Annotated in this window: 13 protein-coding genes; 10 read left to right on the top strand and 3 right to left on the bottom strand. The window is 72.8% G+C overall.

Annotation, left to right across the window (positions count from 1 at the left end; translation table 11 throughout):
• The first annotated feature begins 366 nt into the window (after positions 1 to 366).
• The 3 genes from A6P39_RS38655 to A6P39_RS38665 all read left to right on the top strand — a co-directional run bounded on the left by A6P39_RS38655 (position 367) and on the right by A6P39_RS38665 (position 3,215).
• On the top strand, positions 367 to 864 hold the full coding sequence (locus A6P39_RS38655) for a hypothetical protein (protein ID WP_067043635.1): 498 nt from the start codon (positions 367 to 369) through the stop codon (positions 862 to 864).
• Between the two features lie 216 nt (positions 865 to 1,080).
• Positions 1,081 to 1,830 (top strand): SDR family oxidoreductase, encoded by a 750-nt coding sequence (locus A6P39_RS38660; RefSeq protein WP_067043925.1) that lies wholly within the window; start codon positions 1,081 to 1,083, stop codon positions 1,828 to 1,830.
• 263 nt (positions 1,831 to 2,093) lie between these two features.
• Positions 2,094 to 3,215, top strand: coding sequence for a CapA family protein (locus tag A6P39_RS38665; protein ID WP_067043633.1), 1,122 nt, complete (start codon positions 2,094 to 2,096; stop codon positions 3,213 to 3,215).
• Between the two features lie 3 nt (positions 3,216 to 3,218).
• Here the strand turns inward: A6P39_RS38665 and A6P39_RS38670 are convergent, their stop codons facing one another.
• A complete protein-coding gene (locus tag A6P39_RS38670; RefSeq protein WP_067043922.1) occupies positions 3,219 to 3,890 on the bottom strand; it encodes a dienelactone hydrolase family protein in 672 nt (223 codons plus the stop codon).
• A gap of 172 nt (positions 3,891 to 4,062) precedes the next feature.
• Between A6P39_RS38670 and A6P39_RS38675 the strand changes: the two genes are divergently transcribed.
• The gene (locus A6P39_RS38675) at positions 4,063 to 4,482 is read left to right on the top strand and encodes a CBS domain-containing protein (protein ID WP_067043630.1); all 420 of its coding nucleotides are present in this window, start codon (positions 4,063 to 4,065) and stop codon (positions 4,480 to 4,482) included.
• A gap of 42 nt (positions 4,483 to 4,524) precedes the next feature.
• On the opposite strand, the gene A6P39_RS38680 is transcribed toward A6P39_RS38675, so the two are convergent.
• Positions 4,525 to 4,755, bottom strand: coding sequence for a hypothetical protein (locus tag A6P39_RS38680; protein ID WP_067043628.1), 231 nt, complete (start codon positions 4,753 to 4,755; stop codon positions 4,525 to 4,527).
• A gap of 200 nt (positions 4,756 to 4,955) precedes the next feature.
• On the opposite strand from A6P39_RS38680, the gene A6P39_RS38685 reads away from it, so the two are divergent.
• Positions 4,956 to 5,897 carry an urea transporter gene (locus A6P39_RS38685; protein ID WP_079133274.1) on the top strand — a complete coding sequence of 314 codons (942 nt, stop codon included), beginning with the start codon at positions 4,956 to 4,958 and terminating at the stop codon, positions 5,895 to 5,897.
• 148 nt (positions 5,898 to 6,045) lie between these two features.
• Complete coding sequence (locus A6P39_RS38690; protein ID WP_107304302.1) at positions 6,046 to 7,332, top strand: eCIS core domain-containing protein; 1,287 nt, start codon at positions 6,046 to 6,048, stop codon at positions 7,330 to 7,332.
• Positions 7,333 to 7,409: 77 nt separating this feature from the next.
• Here the strand turns inward: A6P39_RS38690 and A6P39_RS38695 are convergent, their stop codons facing one another.
• Complete coding sequence (locus tag A6P39_RS38695) at positions 7,410 to 7,994, bottom strand: TetR/AcrR family transcriptional regulator (RefSeq protein WP_067043619.1); 585 nt, start codon at positions 7,992 to 7,994, stop codon at positions 7,410 to 7,412.
• Positions 7,995 to 8,272: 278 nt separating this feature from the next.
• Between A6P39_RS38695 and A6P39_RS38700 the strand changes: the two genes are divergently transcribed.
• Genes A6P39_RS38700 through A6P39_RS38715 form a run of 4 tightly spaced genes read left to right on the top strand, consistent with a single transcriptional unit; the run spans position 8,273 to position 13,143 of the window.
• A complete protein-coding gene (locus A6P39_RS38700; RefSeq protein ID WP_067043617.1) occupies positions 8,273 to 8,854 on the top strand; it encodes a (2Fe-2S)-binding protein in 582 nt (193 codons plus the stop codon).
• Positions 8,851 to 9,843, top strand: coding sequence for an FAD binding domain-containing protein (locus A6P39_RS38705; RefSeq protein ID WP_067043615.1), 993 nt, complete (start codon positions 8,851 to 8,853; stop codon positions 9,841 to 9,843). Before A6P39_RS38700 ends, A6P39_RS38705 begins: the two co-directional genes overlap by 4 nt.
• Entirely contained in the window at positions 9,840 to 11,975 is a 2,136-nt protein-coding gene (locus A6P39_RS38710) for a xanthine dehydrogenase family protein molybdopterin-binding subunit (RefSeq protein ID WP_067043613.1), read from the top strand. The genes A6P39_RS38705 and A6P39_RS38710 overlap by 4 nt, the downstream gene beginning before the upstream one ends.
• Positions 11,968 to 13,143, top strand: coding sequence for an XdhC family protein (locus A6P39_RS38715; protein ID WP_067043919.1), 1,176 nt, complete (start codon positions 11,968 to 11,970; stop codon positions 13,141 to 13,143). The genes A6P39_RS38710 and A6P39_RS38715 overlap by 8 nt, the downstream gene beginning before the upstream one ends.
• Positions 13,144 to 13,185 lie beyond the last annotated feature (42 nt).

The raw sequence follows: 13,185 nt of genomic DNA on the forward strand, positions 1-13,185 counted from the left end.
GGGCGTTGAGTGGTGGGGTGGTGCCGTACCGGGCCGACGTTGGTACATACCAAACCGCCAGACGGTTTACCCGTCAAGAGGACTAGACCAAATCGGAACCATCCGGGGTTCTGATGCCTGTTCAGGCCACCACGTCAGGGCGAGCCGCATGCGGCCGGGCCCGAACTCGACACGCACGAAGGACAGTCAGGATTCGTTCCGCCTCCCGAGGAGCCGCGCGTGCCGGACCGGCACGACGCCTCCGCGAGCAGTGCGCTCTCGTGTTCGGGGCCCGCCCCGGCCGTGTGCCCCTAGGAAGCTGGTGGAACGGAATCCGTGAACGGCCCGTGCGGCACGAGCGCGGGATGACCGATGAGGGGCAGAGCGATGGGGATCGGTGCGCAGCGGGGCGTCGTGGCCGTGCTCGGGCTGGGCGTGGCGGTGGCTCTCGCGGGCTGCGGGTCGGGGAGCGGGGGCGGCACGGGTGGCGACGGATGGGGGGAGGGGGCCGGGGCGCCGTCCTCGACGGCGGATTCCTCGCGAGGCTCGTCCGCTTCTCCGGCCGCCTCGCGACCCGCTTCCGCGCCGACCGGCACCGGGGGCGGAGAGGGCAGCTCCGACGTCGGTGCCTGCTACGACGGGCGCTGCCGGCTCGTGGTGACGAAGGAGCCGACGCGCATCCCGGTCGACAGCCGGTTCGGCGTGGGTTCACTGGAGGTCACGGGCGTCAGGGCACGCTCGGTGGTGGTGCAGGCCTCGGGCAACGGTGCGTTCCTCACGACGTCGGTCGGCGAGGGCGGAACCGGCAGCATGAACGGGCTGAGCTTCCGTGTGGCGGAAGTCCGTGGCGGGACGGCCGTACTGGACTTCTTCCCCTCGAAGTAGCTTGCGCGCAGGCGCGGTTCATCGGCGCCGGCCCCTCCTGCGCAGGCGCGGTGCGGCGCCGCTCACGGTCCCTCGCCCTTGTTGTGTCGCGCGTTCATGCCCGGCCCGAGCGCCGAAGCGGCCGTACCGTGGATCCGGGCGCGCGGGAGGGGTCCGGGCGCCGGCCGGGAAGAGGCGGATGGCGTGCCGTCCGCCAGGATGTGGGAGGTCGTCCGGATGCCTGCACTCGCCGGCAGGGTGTGTGTCGTCAATGGGGCCGCCAGCAGGATCGGCCAGGCCGTCGCCGAGCGGTTCGCGAGGGAGGGCGGCACGGTCGTCGGGGTCGATCAGACCGGGCACTCCGTCGGGGAACTGTCGTTCCGGGCCGACCTGGCCGACGAGCCCCAGGTCCAGGCGATGTACGCGGAGGTGGTGGGCCGGTACGGCCGCCTCGACGTCATCCACAACAACATGGGCCTGATGGACCGCGGCGACGGCAACGCGCTGGACCTGAGCCTCGAGACCTGGCGCAGGGTGCAGGACGCGAACCTGACCAGCATCTTCCTGGCGTGCAAGCACGGCATCCCGCACCTGCTGAGCACGCGGCCCGCCGGTGGTTCGGTCATCAACTCCGCGTCGTTCCTCGCCGCGGTCGGGTCGGCGACGGCCCCCATGGCGTATACGGCCGCCAAGGCCGGTGTGGTGCAGCTGACCAGGGATCTCGCGGTCCATCTGGCGCGCAGCGGCGTGCGCGTCAACGCCGTGCTGTTCGGGCCGGTCGAGACGCCGGAGCAGCGGGCCGTCTTCGACCGCAACCCCGGCGCGCTGGACAAACGGATGGTGCACTGGCCCATGGGGCGATTCGGCACGATGGAGGAGGCCGCCGGCGCGGTCGCCTTCCTGGCCGGCGACGACTCCGGCTTCATCACCGGTGCGGCCCTGCCGCTCGACGGCGCGATCACCGAGGCGTTCACCGTTCCCGAGTGACGGCCGGCTGCCGCGGGCCGAAGTGTTTCGCCGCGGGATTTCGGGGCCGGGGCCGTCCTAGTGCCCCGGCAGGCAACGTTTGCCCGTCAAGGAGCGGCGTCCGGTGCGTGCTCTCGGTGTGCCGGCCGGATGCCCTCGTACTGGACGTACTTGGGCTTCCGGGCGGTGCGGCGAGTGGGGGCACCTCCCGGCCGAAGGCTGGGGGAGCGTGCCGGGCGTCGCGACGGGGCGAACGTTGCCTGTTGGGGCACTAGGGTGGGGGTATGGGCGGCGACGTGGTGACGCTGTTCCTGTGCGGTGACGTGATGCTCGGGCGCGGCGTCGACCAGATCCTCGCGCACCCCGTGGACCCGGAGCTGCGCGAGGACTACGTCGCGGATGCCCGGGAGTACGTGCGGCTGGCCGAGGCGGTCAGCGGGCCGATCCCCGCGCCGGTCGACCCCGCCTGGCCGTGGGGCGAGGCGCTGGAAGTGCTGGAGCGCGGAGCCCCGGACGTCCGGATCGTGAACCTGGAGACCGCAGTCACGCGCAGCGACGACTTCGTGCCGGGCAAGGGGGTCCACTACCGGATGCACCCGGCCAACCTCGCCGCCCTGTCGGTGGCCCGGCCCGACGTGTGCGTCCTGTCCAACAACCACGTGCTGGACTTCGGCCGGCCGGGCCTGGAGGAAACGCTGGACAGCCTGGCCGGTGCGGGGCTGCGGACCGCGGGCGCGGGCCGCGACGCCGACGAGGCCTGTGCGCCCGCCGCGGTCCCGGTCGGTCCCGGCAGCCGTGTCCTGGTCCTCGCCCTCGGCGCGCTGTCCAGCGGCATCCCGCCCGGCTGGGCCGCGACCACGGACCGGCCGGGCGTCGCCTACGCCCGTGACCTGTCGGCGGCGGCCGCGGCGAGCGTCGTCCAGCGGGTGCGGCGGGCGAGGGGACCGGGCGACACGGTCGTCGTCTCGGTGCACTGGGGTTCCAACTGGGGCTATCTCGTCCCCCGCGAACAGAAGCACTTCGCGCACGCCCTGATCGACGGTGGGGTCGACCTGGTCCACGGACACTCCTCGCACCACCCCCGTCCCGTCGAGGTGTACCGAGGCCGGCTGATCCTCTACGGCTGCGGCGACTTCATCGACGACTACGAGGGCATCTCGGGCTACGAGGAGTACCGCGACGACCTCCGCCTCGGATACCTCGTCTCGGTGGACGCGGACACCGGGGGCCTGACCGGCCTGCGGATGTGCGCTCTGCGGGCACGGCGGATGCGGCTGGAGCGTGCGGGGGACGCGGACCGCGCGTGGCTGTGCGCGACCCTCGACCGCATCAGCCACGGCGTACGCGTCGACGTGGCCGCCGACGGCATGCTCAGCCTCGTACGGGGGCCGGAGACGGGCCGCTGACGTCTATGTCCCGTCCTCCTCCTCCGCTGGCGCGCGCAGACGCTCCTCGCACCAGTCCCGGACCGCGTCGGCGACCTGCTCCAGGGCGCCCGGTTCCTCGAACAGGTGGGTGGCCCCCGGGATCACCCGCAGGGAGTACGGGACCCGCAGCCGGCGGGCGGCCTCCTCGTTGAGCCCCAGCACCTGGTGGTCCTGACCGCCGACGACGAGCAGGACGGGCGCGCGCACGGCGGGCAACGCGTCGCCCGCCAGGTCCGGCCGGCCGCCGCGCGAGACGACGGTCAGGACGCGCTCGGGCCGCTCGGCGGCGGCCTGGAGGGCCGCGGCCGCTCCCGTACTGGCGCCGAAGAGCACGATGGGCAGGTCACGGGTGCCGGGCCGGTCACCGAGCCACTCCATGGCCGCCACGAGGCGGCGCCCCAGCAGCGTGATGTCGAAGCGGTGCTCGCCGGTCACCACGTCCCGCTGCTCCTCCTCGGCGGTGAGCAGGTCGATCAGCAAAGTGCCAAGGCCGGACTCGCGCAACGCCGCGGCCACGGCCTGGTTGCGCGGACTGTGCCGGGAACTGCCGCTGCCGTGAGCGAACAGCACCACGGCACGTGCGGACTCCGGCACCACGAGATCACCAGGGAGCGCCGCACCCTCGGCGGGGACCACAACCGTCTCGGACATCATGGTCATCAACTTCCCCGGAGGACCGCGAGGATCCTCGGCCGTACGGTCGAATTTCGTGTATAGCCCACCTGCCCCGCTGCCGGTCCACCGTCGGCCGGATGCCGATTGAAAGCCCAACAAGACATGGCGAACGCGCCTTGTGCACCATGGTTGAAGGATGAAGGGAGGAACGATGACGACTGCGAAGGACATCATGCATCGGGGTGCCCAGTGGATACCCCGGCACGAGACGCTGGACCGTGCGGCGCAGATGATGCGGGACCACGGAGTGGGCGCGCTTCCGGTCAGCGATCCCGACCAGGGTGACCGTATGGTCGGCATCATCACCGACCGCGACATCGTGGTGAAGTGTGTCGCCGAGGGCCACGACCCCGCGCGAGTCACCTGCGGCGACATCTGCGAGGGCACACCACGCTGGATCGACGCCGCCTCCGACATCTCCGATGTCCTGAGGGAGATGGAGGGCCGCCAGATCAAACGCCTTCCGGTGGTCGAGAACAAGCGTGTGATCGGCATGATCAGTGAGGCCGACATAGCCCGGCGTCTCTCCGGCGACAAGCTCGCCGAGTTCGTGCAACGGGTATACGCGTGACGATCCCGCAGCCGGGGCCCGACCGTCGCGTCGAGCCCCGGCTCATTTCATCGAGCACGGGCCTCTGAGCAGGGGCAAACTCTCGCCGGACCTCCTCTGGGCGATCCCCGGGCCGGCCCCGCAGCGCACGTCCAGCGGCACGCCCCGCTCCGCGAACGCCCGCTCAGCAGCCGCGAGTTCGCCGTGCGCGGCGAAGCGCAAGTGGATCTCGGAGGGCACTCGCCTGCGCAGGGTGCGCTGCGGATTGAGGTGGGCCTCGTCCAGGGTCTGCACGGCGATAGGCCGGCGCTCGGTGGCTGCGCGGCCGGACAGCGGGCCATGGAAGTGCCCGCCGGGGCCAGGTCGAGCCCTCGGGGGGCGACGAGGTCGAGACCGGGTCCGCCCTCGGGCGCCCACGGCGGAGCCGGGCTGTTCACCGGTTCCCCACCCGGGCATAATCTTCAACAAATTGTTGAAGAGGGTGGAGGGGAGTCATGCCTACGGCGGGGCAGGCAGTGCTGCGCGGGGTCGCGCAGGTGGCGTTCAGCGCGAGTCCGTGGACCGGGTTGCTGTTCACCGCCGGGCTGTTCGCGACGGACTGGCGGATCGGCCTCTTCGGCCTGCTCGGCGCGGCGGCCTCCACCGCGGCGGCGGCCGTGCTGGGCGCCGACCGGGACGGTCTGGCCAAGGGGCGGGAGGGCTACTGCGGTTGCCTCACCGCCATCGCCCTCGTCGTCCGGCACGGTGCCTCATGGCGGACGGCACTGCTCGCCGTCGCCGCCGGCGCGGTCTGCCCGGTGATCGCGGCGGCGGGCGCCCGCCTCCTCGGCGGAATCGGGCTGCCCGCCCTGACCGCCCCCTTCTGCCTGGTCGCCGGGGCACTGACGAGGGCGCTGCCGACCGGCGCGCCGGTCCTCACGACGCCGCCTGACCGCACCGGGTTCACCACCCTGACGGCCACCGAACTCGCGTATGCCTTCTGCGACAACATCGGCCAGGTCTTCTTCCTGAACACCTGGTACGCGGGCCCGATCCTGCTCGCCGGTCTGCTGGCCGTCTCCCGGAAGGCGGCTGCGGCCGCCGCGTGCGGCAGCGGTGTCGCCGTCCTCACTTCCTGTGCCCTGGGTCTGCCCGCCGAGCGGATCAGAGAGGGGTTCTACGGCTACAACGCGGTACTGGTCGCCCTGGCCCTGGGTGCGACCTTCCTGCCTTCGACGCTGTGGACCACCGGATACGCCGCACTGGCCGTCGTGTCCTCGGTCCCTCTCACCGCCGCCTGGTCGGCCTTCGTCCAGCCCTTTGGCGGGGCCGCCTTCACCTGGCCCTTCGTCGTGACCACCTGGCTCTTCCTGGCGGCGGCTCCCGCGCTGGACCTAAGTCCCGGCGCCGCCGCGCGCGAGGCGCCGCACCCGGCCCCGGCGACGCCACCGCCCTGATGGATCAGCGCAAAGGTGCCCGTGCAACATGCCGGTGCGGGCCTGCTCTCTGCCCTCACAGGCAGCGGAGTCTGCCCGTGCGGACCTGGCGCCGACGGTGAAGTACCGGGTATGCAGGGGGTGTTGGATTCCGTGTGAGAAGAGGCCCATGCGAGCCCGAGACAATTCCAAGGATCCCGGCACCGACAGCGTGCGCGCCTCGGCCCGTGCGTCGCGGGCGGCGGGGAGCCGACGCGCCGAAGAGGCCCCGTCCCCCGCGCTCCTGGGCCTGCAGGGCACCGTCGGCAACGCGGCGGTCGTGCAGATGCTCCGCGCGGCCGGGCGCATCGGGGAAGAGGAAGCGCACCGGCACACCGACGACTGCGGGCACGCCGGGACCGGGGGACCCGCCGTACAGCGTTCCGCGGTGCACGACGTGTTGCGCGGGCCCGGACGGCCGCTCGACGGCGCGACCCGCACCGACATGGAGACACGCCTCGGTGCCGACTTCTCCGACGTGCGCATCCACGACGGCGCCGCCGCCCGGGCCTCCGCCGCGGAGATCGGGGCGCGCGCGTACACCTCGGGCAGCCATGTGGTCATCGGCGCGGGCGGCGGCGACAAGCACACGCTGGCCCACGAACTGACCCATGTGGTCCAGCAGCGCACGGGCCCCGTCGCCGGCACCGACAACGGGGCGGGACTGAAGATCTCCGACCCTTCCGACCGGTTCGAACGCGAGGCGGAGGCCAACGCGAGAAGGGCCATGTCCGGAGGGGCCGCCGCGGTGCAGCGCGCGGCGCTGGACCCTGCCGGCCAGTCGCCGGGCGGGCAGCGGCCGGTCCAGCGCACCACCGAGTCGGGGAACCGGCCACCGATCAACCACGCGAACCCCGCAGACGACTGGTTCGCCGACGACACCGCCCCGGCACGCGCGGACGGGCTCGTGCTGAGCGGCCACGGCAGTTGGGAGGCGGCGTCCGGGTTCTTCCGGGTGCCGAGGGGCACGAGGGTGCACTTCTACACCGTCCACGGCCAGACCGTCCCGGACGACCTGGGCGGACAGGTGGAACAGGGCGCCGAGCAGCGCGGCGATGTGGAGCAGGGCCGGCAGGCCGGAGCCTCGCGCACCGTGGTGGGCGGCCGCACCGTGCAGGACTACATGATCTCCTACCCCTCCGGCCTGACGATCAGGGGCGACCCCGTGGTGGCGACCCCCGCGGGCGGCGGGTACGACGTCGAGTTCAACCCGGGCACCCCTGCCGCCGCGGTCATCCACGTCGCCACGCTCACCGATCCCCAACTCGCCGGGCATTCCGTCGTGTTCGACGGCGACGTGCTGCTGAGTGACATCCTGCACGCGGACATGGGTGACGTGCACTTCGCCGCCTGCCGTTTCGTGGAGACCGGCCGCCCGGGCACGAGGAACCAGGAGGACGGGCTCTTCAATCCGTGACCCGTGCCGGGCGGCGCCGGCGCGATCCCTCAAGCTCGGGCACCGGCCTCGGTCCGTTGCTGACGCCGGCGGGAATCTCACCGCAGACCGGCGGGCGCCCCCGCGCGCAGACCGTCCATGACCAGGTCGAGGAGCCGGTTGGCGCGGGGGCGCCAGTCGTCGTGCGGAGGGAGTTGCCACAGGCCCGCGATGGCGAGGAGGAAGTCGTCGCCGGTGACTCCGGGACGGATGGTGCCGGCTTGTTCATTGGCGCGGAGCAGGAGTTCGGCCGCGGATGTCACCGGCGTGTGGGGCGGCTTCGCCGGGCTTCCCGGCGCGCTGGTGACCTGCCGGATCGCGTCGGCCAGTCCGGCCTTGGTCATGGCGAACTCGGCGAGCCGGTCCATCCAGGCGCGCAGGGCCTCGTCCGGCGCCCGGGTCTCGAGCAGACGGGCCGCCTTGTCGGCGACCTGGTGCATCTCATGGCGGTAGATCTCGAGGACGAGTGATTCGCGGTTGGGGAAGTTGCGGTAGAACGTACCCTGCCCCACCCCCGCCTTCCTGGCGATCGCGCTCAGCGGGGCGTCGGCGCACCGCGACAGTTCGGCCAGTGCCACTTCCAGGATGCGCTCGCGATTGCGCTGCGCGTCCGAGCGTCTGGGTGAGTCCTTCTGCTGAGGCACTCGTCCTCCTCGAGGGTTCGCGGCCGAACCCCGCCCTTGCTAAGCGGACAACTGTCCGTTACGTTTCCCGGTAGCGGACAACTGTCCGGTTGCGTCCACCATAGCTGCGGGCGCGACCCTGCGGCAGTCTCCGGCTGTCACCGTTCGGTCCCAGTGCCTGCACCTTCGTACCTTCGCTCTGCCCCGCGGCTCAGGCCCGCACGGCGCACCGTCCGCGCCGCCGGGTGGCCGGTCGCCGGACCCTTCCGTCTGTCCTGCACATGCGAAAGAAGCTACTCATGGCCTTATCGACGTCCAGTGTCATCACCTTGAAGATCAACGGCGAGACGTACACACTGCCCGTCGACCACCGCACCACCCTGCTCGACGCGCTGCGTGAGCGCCTCGATCTCACCGGCACCAAGAAGGGCTGCGACCAGGGGCAGTGCGGTGCCTGCACGGTCTTGCTGGACGGGCGCAGGGCCGTCGCCTGCCTGCAGCTGGCCGTGGCGGCCGAGGGCCGCGACATCACCACCATCGAAGGCGTGGCCGACGGCGAGCGGTTGCACCCGGTGCAGCAGGCCTTCCTCGATCTGGACGGCTTCCAGTGCGGCTACTGCACGCCGGGGCAGATCTGTTCGGCGATCGGGGTGATCGAGGAACACGCGGCGGGCTGGCCGAGCGCCGTCACCGAAGACGTACGCCCCGAAGCGGGGCCGCCGTCCCTGACCGCCGACGAGATCCGGGAGCGGATGAGCGGCAACCTGTGCCGCTGCGGCGCGTACGTCTCGATCGTGCAGGCCGTGGCCCGGGCGGCGCAGGAGCAGGCCGACGAGCGAGGCCTGAGCACCCTCGAGGATGCCAAGGAGGCGGCGGTATGAGGGAGTTCGGCTATCAGCGGGCCTTCGACGTCGCCGGCGCCGTCGCACTGCTCGGCGCCGATCCGGACACCCGCCTGCTCGGCGGCGGCACCAACCTCGTCGACCTGATGAAGAGCGGCGTCGAGCGGCCCGCCCGGCTCATCGACATCCGCGAACTCCCGCTGGACGGCATCGAGCCGACGCCCGAGGGCGGCCTGCACATCGGCGCCACCGTCACCAACGGCGACCTCGCCGCCCACCCCGAGGTCCGGCGCCGCTACCCGGCGCTCGCGCAGGCGGTGCTGGCAGGCGCCTCCGGGCAGCTGCGCAACATGGCCACGGTCGGCGGGAACCTGCTGCAGCGCACCCGCTGCGGCTACTTCACCGACGTCACCAAGCCCTGCAACAAGCGGGTGCCCGGCAGTGGTTGCCCGGCGATCGAGGGGGAGCACCACAACCACGCGATCCTCGGCGCCTCCGGCCACTGCGTGGCCGTACACCCTTCGGACATGGCCGTCGCCCTGAGCGCGTTCGACGCCGTCGTCCACTTCCGAACGGCCGACGGACCGGACCAGTTGACGCTCGCCGACTTCTACCTGCCCGTCGGTGACACCCCGGATCGCGAGACCGCCCTGCCGACGGGCGCACTGATCACCGGCGTCACGCTGCCTCCCGCCCCCGTCGCCGCCGTCTCCCGCTACCGCAAGGTGCGCGAGCGGGCCTCGTACGCCTTCGCCATCGGCTCGCTCGCCGCCGCGCTCGAGGTCCGTGACGGGGTCGTACGGGACGCGCGCCTGGCCTTCGGCGCCGTCGCCTCCCGGCCCTGGCGGGCCACCGAGGCCGAGCGGGTCCTGGTCGGCGCGCCGGCCGGCAGCGAGACCTACGCCGCCGCGGCCGATGCCGAACTGGCTGCCGCACGGCCACTGCCGCACAACGGATACAAGGTGGAGCTGATGCGCAACCTCGTGGTCGCCGTCCTGTCCGAACTCGCCGAGGAGAGCGCGCGATGACCACCGCGACGACCGCCAAGGGGGCAGGCTCGGTCGGCACCGCGCACACCCGTGTGGAGGGCCGCGACAAGGTCACCGGAGCCGCGCGCTACGCGGCCGACATCCCCTTCACCGAACTCGCCCACGGCTGGCTGGTGTTGTCCACCGTGGCACGCGGCCGCATCCGCTCGCTGGAGACCGGGCCCGTCCTCGCCATGCCGGGCGTGCTCACCGTGCTGCACCACCACAACGCCCCGCACGTCGAGACCGACTACGTCGGCGGCCTGGGCACGCCGCCGGACCCGACCCTCGCCCTCTTCCAGCACGACCGGGTGCCGTACCTGGGCTGGCCGGTGGCGCTGGTCGTCGCCGAGACGCCCGAGCAGGCGAGGGAGGCCGCCGAGGCACTCGTGGTGCACTACGACCGGGAGCCCCACGACGTCGCGTTCGCCGCCGACCGCCCGGACGCGTACGCCGCGGACGGCGTCAGGCCGTCAGTGGAACGCAAGGGAGACCTGGCGGCCGAACTCGCCGCGTCCGCCGTCGTCGTGGACGCCGAGTACACCACGCCCGAAGAACACCACAGCATGATGGAGCCGCACGCGGCGACGGCCCGCTGGGACGGCGGCAGGCTCGACCTCGTCGACTCCAACCAGAGCACCACGTGGGTCGCGGGTGAACTCGCCCACCTGTTCCACCTCGATCCGGCCGCCGTGCGGGTGCGGTCCGACCATGTCGGCGGCGGCTTCGGCAGCAAGGGCGTGCGCGCACACCAGGTGGCCGCCGCGATGGCCGCGACCGTCCTCCAGCGGCCGGTGCGCGTCGTCCTGACGCGCCGTCAGATGTTCTCCCTGGCCGGCTACCGCAGCCCCACCACGCAGCGGGTCAGGCTGGGCGCCGACGCCGATGGACGGCTGCGCGCGCTGGAGCACCGCGCCCTGAGCCAGACCTCGACCGTGTTCCAGTTCGTCGAGCCGAGCACCAGCGCATCACGCGTGATGTACGACGCCGACGCCCACCACACGGCCAACGAGGTGGTGCGGCTCGACGTGCCGACGCCGACCTTCATGCGGGCGCCGGGCGAGGCGCCGGGATCGTTCGCCCTGGAATCGGCGATCGACGAACTCGCCGAGAAGTGCGGCATCGACCCGATCGAGCTGCGTGTACGCAACGAGCCCGCGCAAGGACCCGTCTCCGGGCTGCCCTTCATCGGCCGCGACCTGGTCGGCTGTTTCCGCGAGGGTGCCCGCCGGTTCGGCTGGGCGCACCGCGATCCACGGCCGGGCCGGCGCCGAGAAGGACGCTGGCTGCTCGGCACCGGCACGGCCGCAGCCTCCTTCCCCGCCCACGCCATGCCGTCCACGGCGACCGTGACGGCCGAGGCCGACGGCACCTTCACCGTGCGCATCGCCGCGGCGGACGTCGGAACCGGCGCGCGGACCGCACTCACCCTGGTCGCCGCCGACGCCCTGGAGGTGCCCGCGGACCGCGTCCGCGTGCACATCGGCGACAGCGACTTCGGGCCGGCCGCCATCTCCGGAGGCTCCATGGGCACCCGCTCCTGGGCCTGGGCGATCATGTCCGCGGCCGGCGAGCTGCGCGAGCGACTCGCCCTGCACGCCGACATCCCGCCGGAGGGCATCACGGTGCGCTCGGACACCACCGAGGCCATCGGCTCCCGCCCGCAGCGGGAAGAGCACTCCTTCGGTGCGCAGTTCGCCGAGGTCGCCGTGGACGCCGGCACCGGCGAGGTGCGCGTGCGCCGCATGCTCGGCATCTTCTCGGCCGGCCGCATCGTCAACCCGCTGACCGCCCGCAACCAGCTCGTCGGCGGCATGGTGTGGGGCGTCTCCATGGCCCTGCACGAGGAGGCGGTACGCGACCGGGCCACCGGCGGCCTCTACGGCGCCGACCTCGCGGGCTACCACGTCGCCACCCACGCCGACATCCTGCGCATCGAGGCGGACTGGATCGACGGGGGCGACGACGCGGACGACCCGGTCGGCATCAAGGGCATCGGCGAGATCGGCATCGTCGGTGCCGCGGCGGCCGTCGCCAACGCGGTCTGGCACGCGACCGGCGTGCGCCACCGCAGTCTGCCCATCCGGCCGGACCGGGTCCTCGGTGCGGCTGCGGAGGCGCCGGATGCTTGACCTGGCCGGGGAGTTGAGGGGCTGGATCGAGGAGGGCCGGGAGTTCGCGGTCGCCACCGTGGTGGCGGTCGGCGGCAGTGCGCCGCGCGGCCCCGGCGCCGCCCTCGCCGTCGACAGCGCGGGCACCGTCATCGGCTCGGTCTCCGGCGGCTGTGTGGAGGGCGCGGTGTACGACCTGTGCCTCGAGGCGCTGCGGACCGGGCAGAGCGTGCGCGAACGGTTCGGCTACAGCGACGAGGACGCCTTCGCCGTGGGTCTGACCTGCGGCGGGACGATCGACTTGCTGATCACGCCCGTCACCGGACAGACGCGGACCGTTCTGGCGTCGGCACTGTCGGCCGCGGCCGGCCACGAGCCGGCGGCGCTGGCCCTGGTCGCCCGGGGTCCGGCCGAACTCCTCGGCCGCGTCCTGCTGGTCCGGCCCGACGGCACCTGCGAGGGCGGTCTGGGCGGTCATCCGGACCTGGACCGGGTGGCGGCCGCCGAGGCGCGGGCCCTGCTGGAGGCGGGCCGCACCGGCACGGTGGATCTCTCGGCGAGCGCCGCGAGAGGGGAGCCGCGCCGGACGGAGTCCGGGGGAGGTGCGCACTGCCCCGGCGGCCTCACCCTGCTGGTCGAGTCGAACGTGCCGCCCCCGCGCATGATCGTCTTCGGTGCCGTCGACTTCGCGGTGGCGCTGGCGCGGGCCGGCAAGTTCCTCGGGTATCACGTGACCGTCTGCGACGCCCGCCCCGTCTTCGCCACGCACGACCGGTTCCCGGAGGCCGACGAGGTGGTCGTCGACTGGCCGGACCGCTATCTGCGGCGCACCGGGACCGACGCCCGCACGGTGCTGTGCGTGCTCACCCACGACGCGAAGTTCGATGTGCCCCTGCTGACGGCTGCCTTGCGGATGCCGGCGGCGTACATCGGCGCGATGGGCTCACGCCGCACCCACGAGGACCGCGCGCGACGGCTGCGGTCGGAAGGGGTGAGCGAGCGGGAGCTGGCCAGGCTGCGCTCGCCGATCGGCCTCGACCTCGGCGCCCGGACGCCGGAGGAGACCGCGTTGTCGATCGCTGCGGAGATCGTCGCCGTCCGGCGGGGCGGGACGGGCGCTCCCCTGACCGGTTCGAACACGCCGATCCACCGCGACGCTGCGGTACCGGGGAGGCCGGCGGCCGCCTGAAGGAGTAGAGTATTCATCGACCGATGAATTACTGCTCTCGCG

It is taken from the genome of Streptomyces sp. FXJ1.172, assembly GCF_001636945.3.
Classification (GTDB): Bacteria; Actinomycetota; Actinomycetes; order Streptomycetales; family Streptomycetaceae; genus Streptomyces.

Coding starts and splice junctions, on each gene's coding strand:
- A6P39_RS38655 (WP_067043635.1), top strand. CDS start 367: ATGGGGATCGGTGCGCAGCGGGGCGTCGTGGCCGTGCTCGGGCTGGGC.
- A6P39_RS38660 (WP_067043925.1), top strand. CDS start 1,081: ATGCCTGCACTCGCCGGCAGGGTGTGTGTCGTCAATGGGGCCGCCAGC.
- A6P39_RS38665 (WP_067043633.1), top strand. CDS start 2,094: ATGGGCGGCGACGTGGTGACGCTGTTCCTGTGCGGTGACGTGATGCTC.
- A6P39_RS38670 (WP_067043922.1), bottom strand. CDS start 3,890: ATGATGTCCGAGACGGTTGTGGTCCCCGCCGAGGGTGCGGCGCTCCCT.
- A6P39_RS38675 (WP_067043630.1), top strand. CDS start 4,063: ATGACGACTGCGAAGGACATCATGCATCGGGGTGCCCAGTGGATACCC.
- A6P39_RS38685 (WP_079133274.1), top strand. CDS start 4,956: ATGCCTACGGCGGGGCAGGCAGTGCTGCGCGGGGTCGCGCAGGTGGCG.
- A6P39_RS38690 (WP_107304302.1), top strand. CDS start 6,046: ATGCGAGCCCGAGACAATTCCAAGGATCCCGGCACCGACAGCGTGCGC.
- A6P39_RS38700 (WP_067043617.1), top strand. CDS start 8,273: ATGGCCTTATCGACGTCCAGTGTCATCACCTTGAAGATCAACGGCGAG.
- A6P39_RS38705 (WP_067043615.1), top strand. CDS start 8,851: ATGAGGGAGTTCGGCTATCAGCGGGCCTTCGACGTCGCCGGCGCCGTC.
- A6P39_RS38710 (WP_067043613.1), top strand. CDS start 9,840: ATGACCACCGCGACGACCGCCAAGGGGGCAGGCTCGGTCGGCACCGCG.
- A6P39_RS38715 (WP_067043919.1), top strand. CDS start 11,968: ATGCTTGACCTGGCCGGGGAGTTGAGGGGCTGGATCGAGGAGGGCCGG.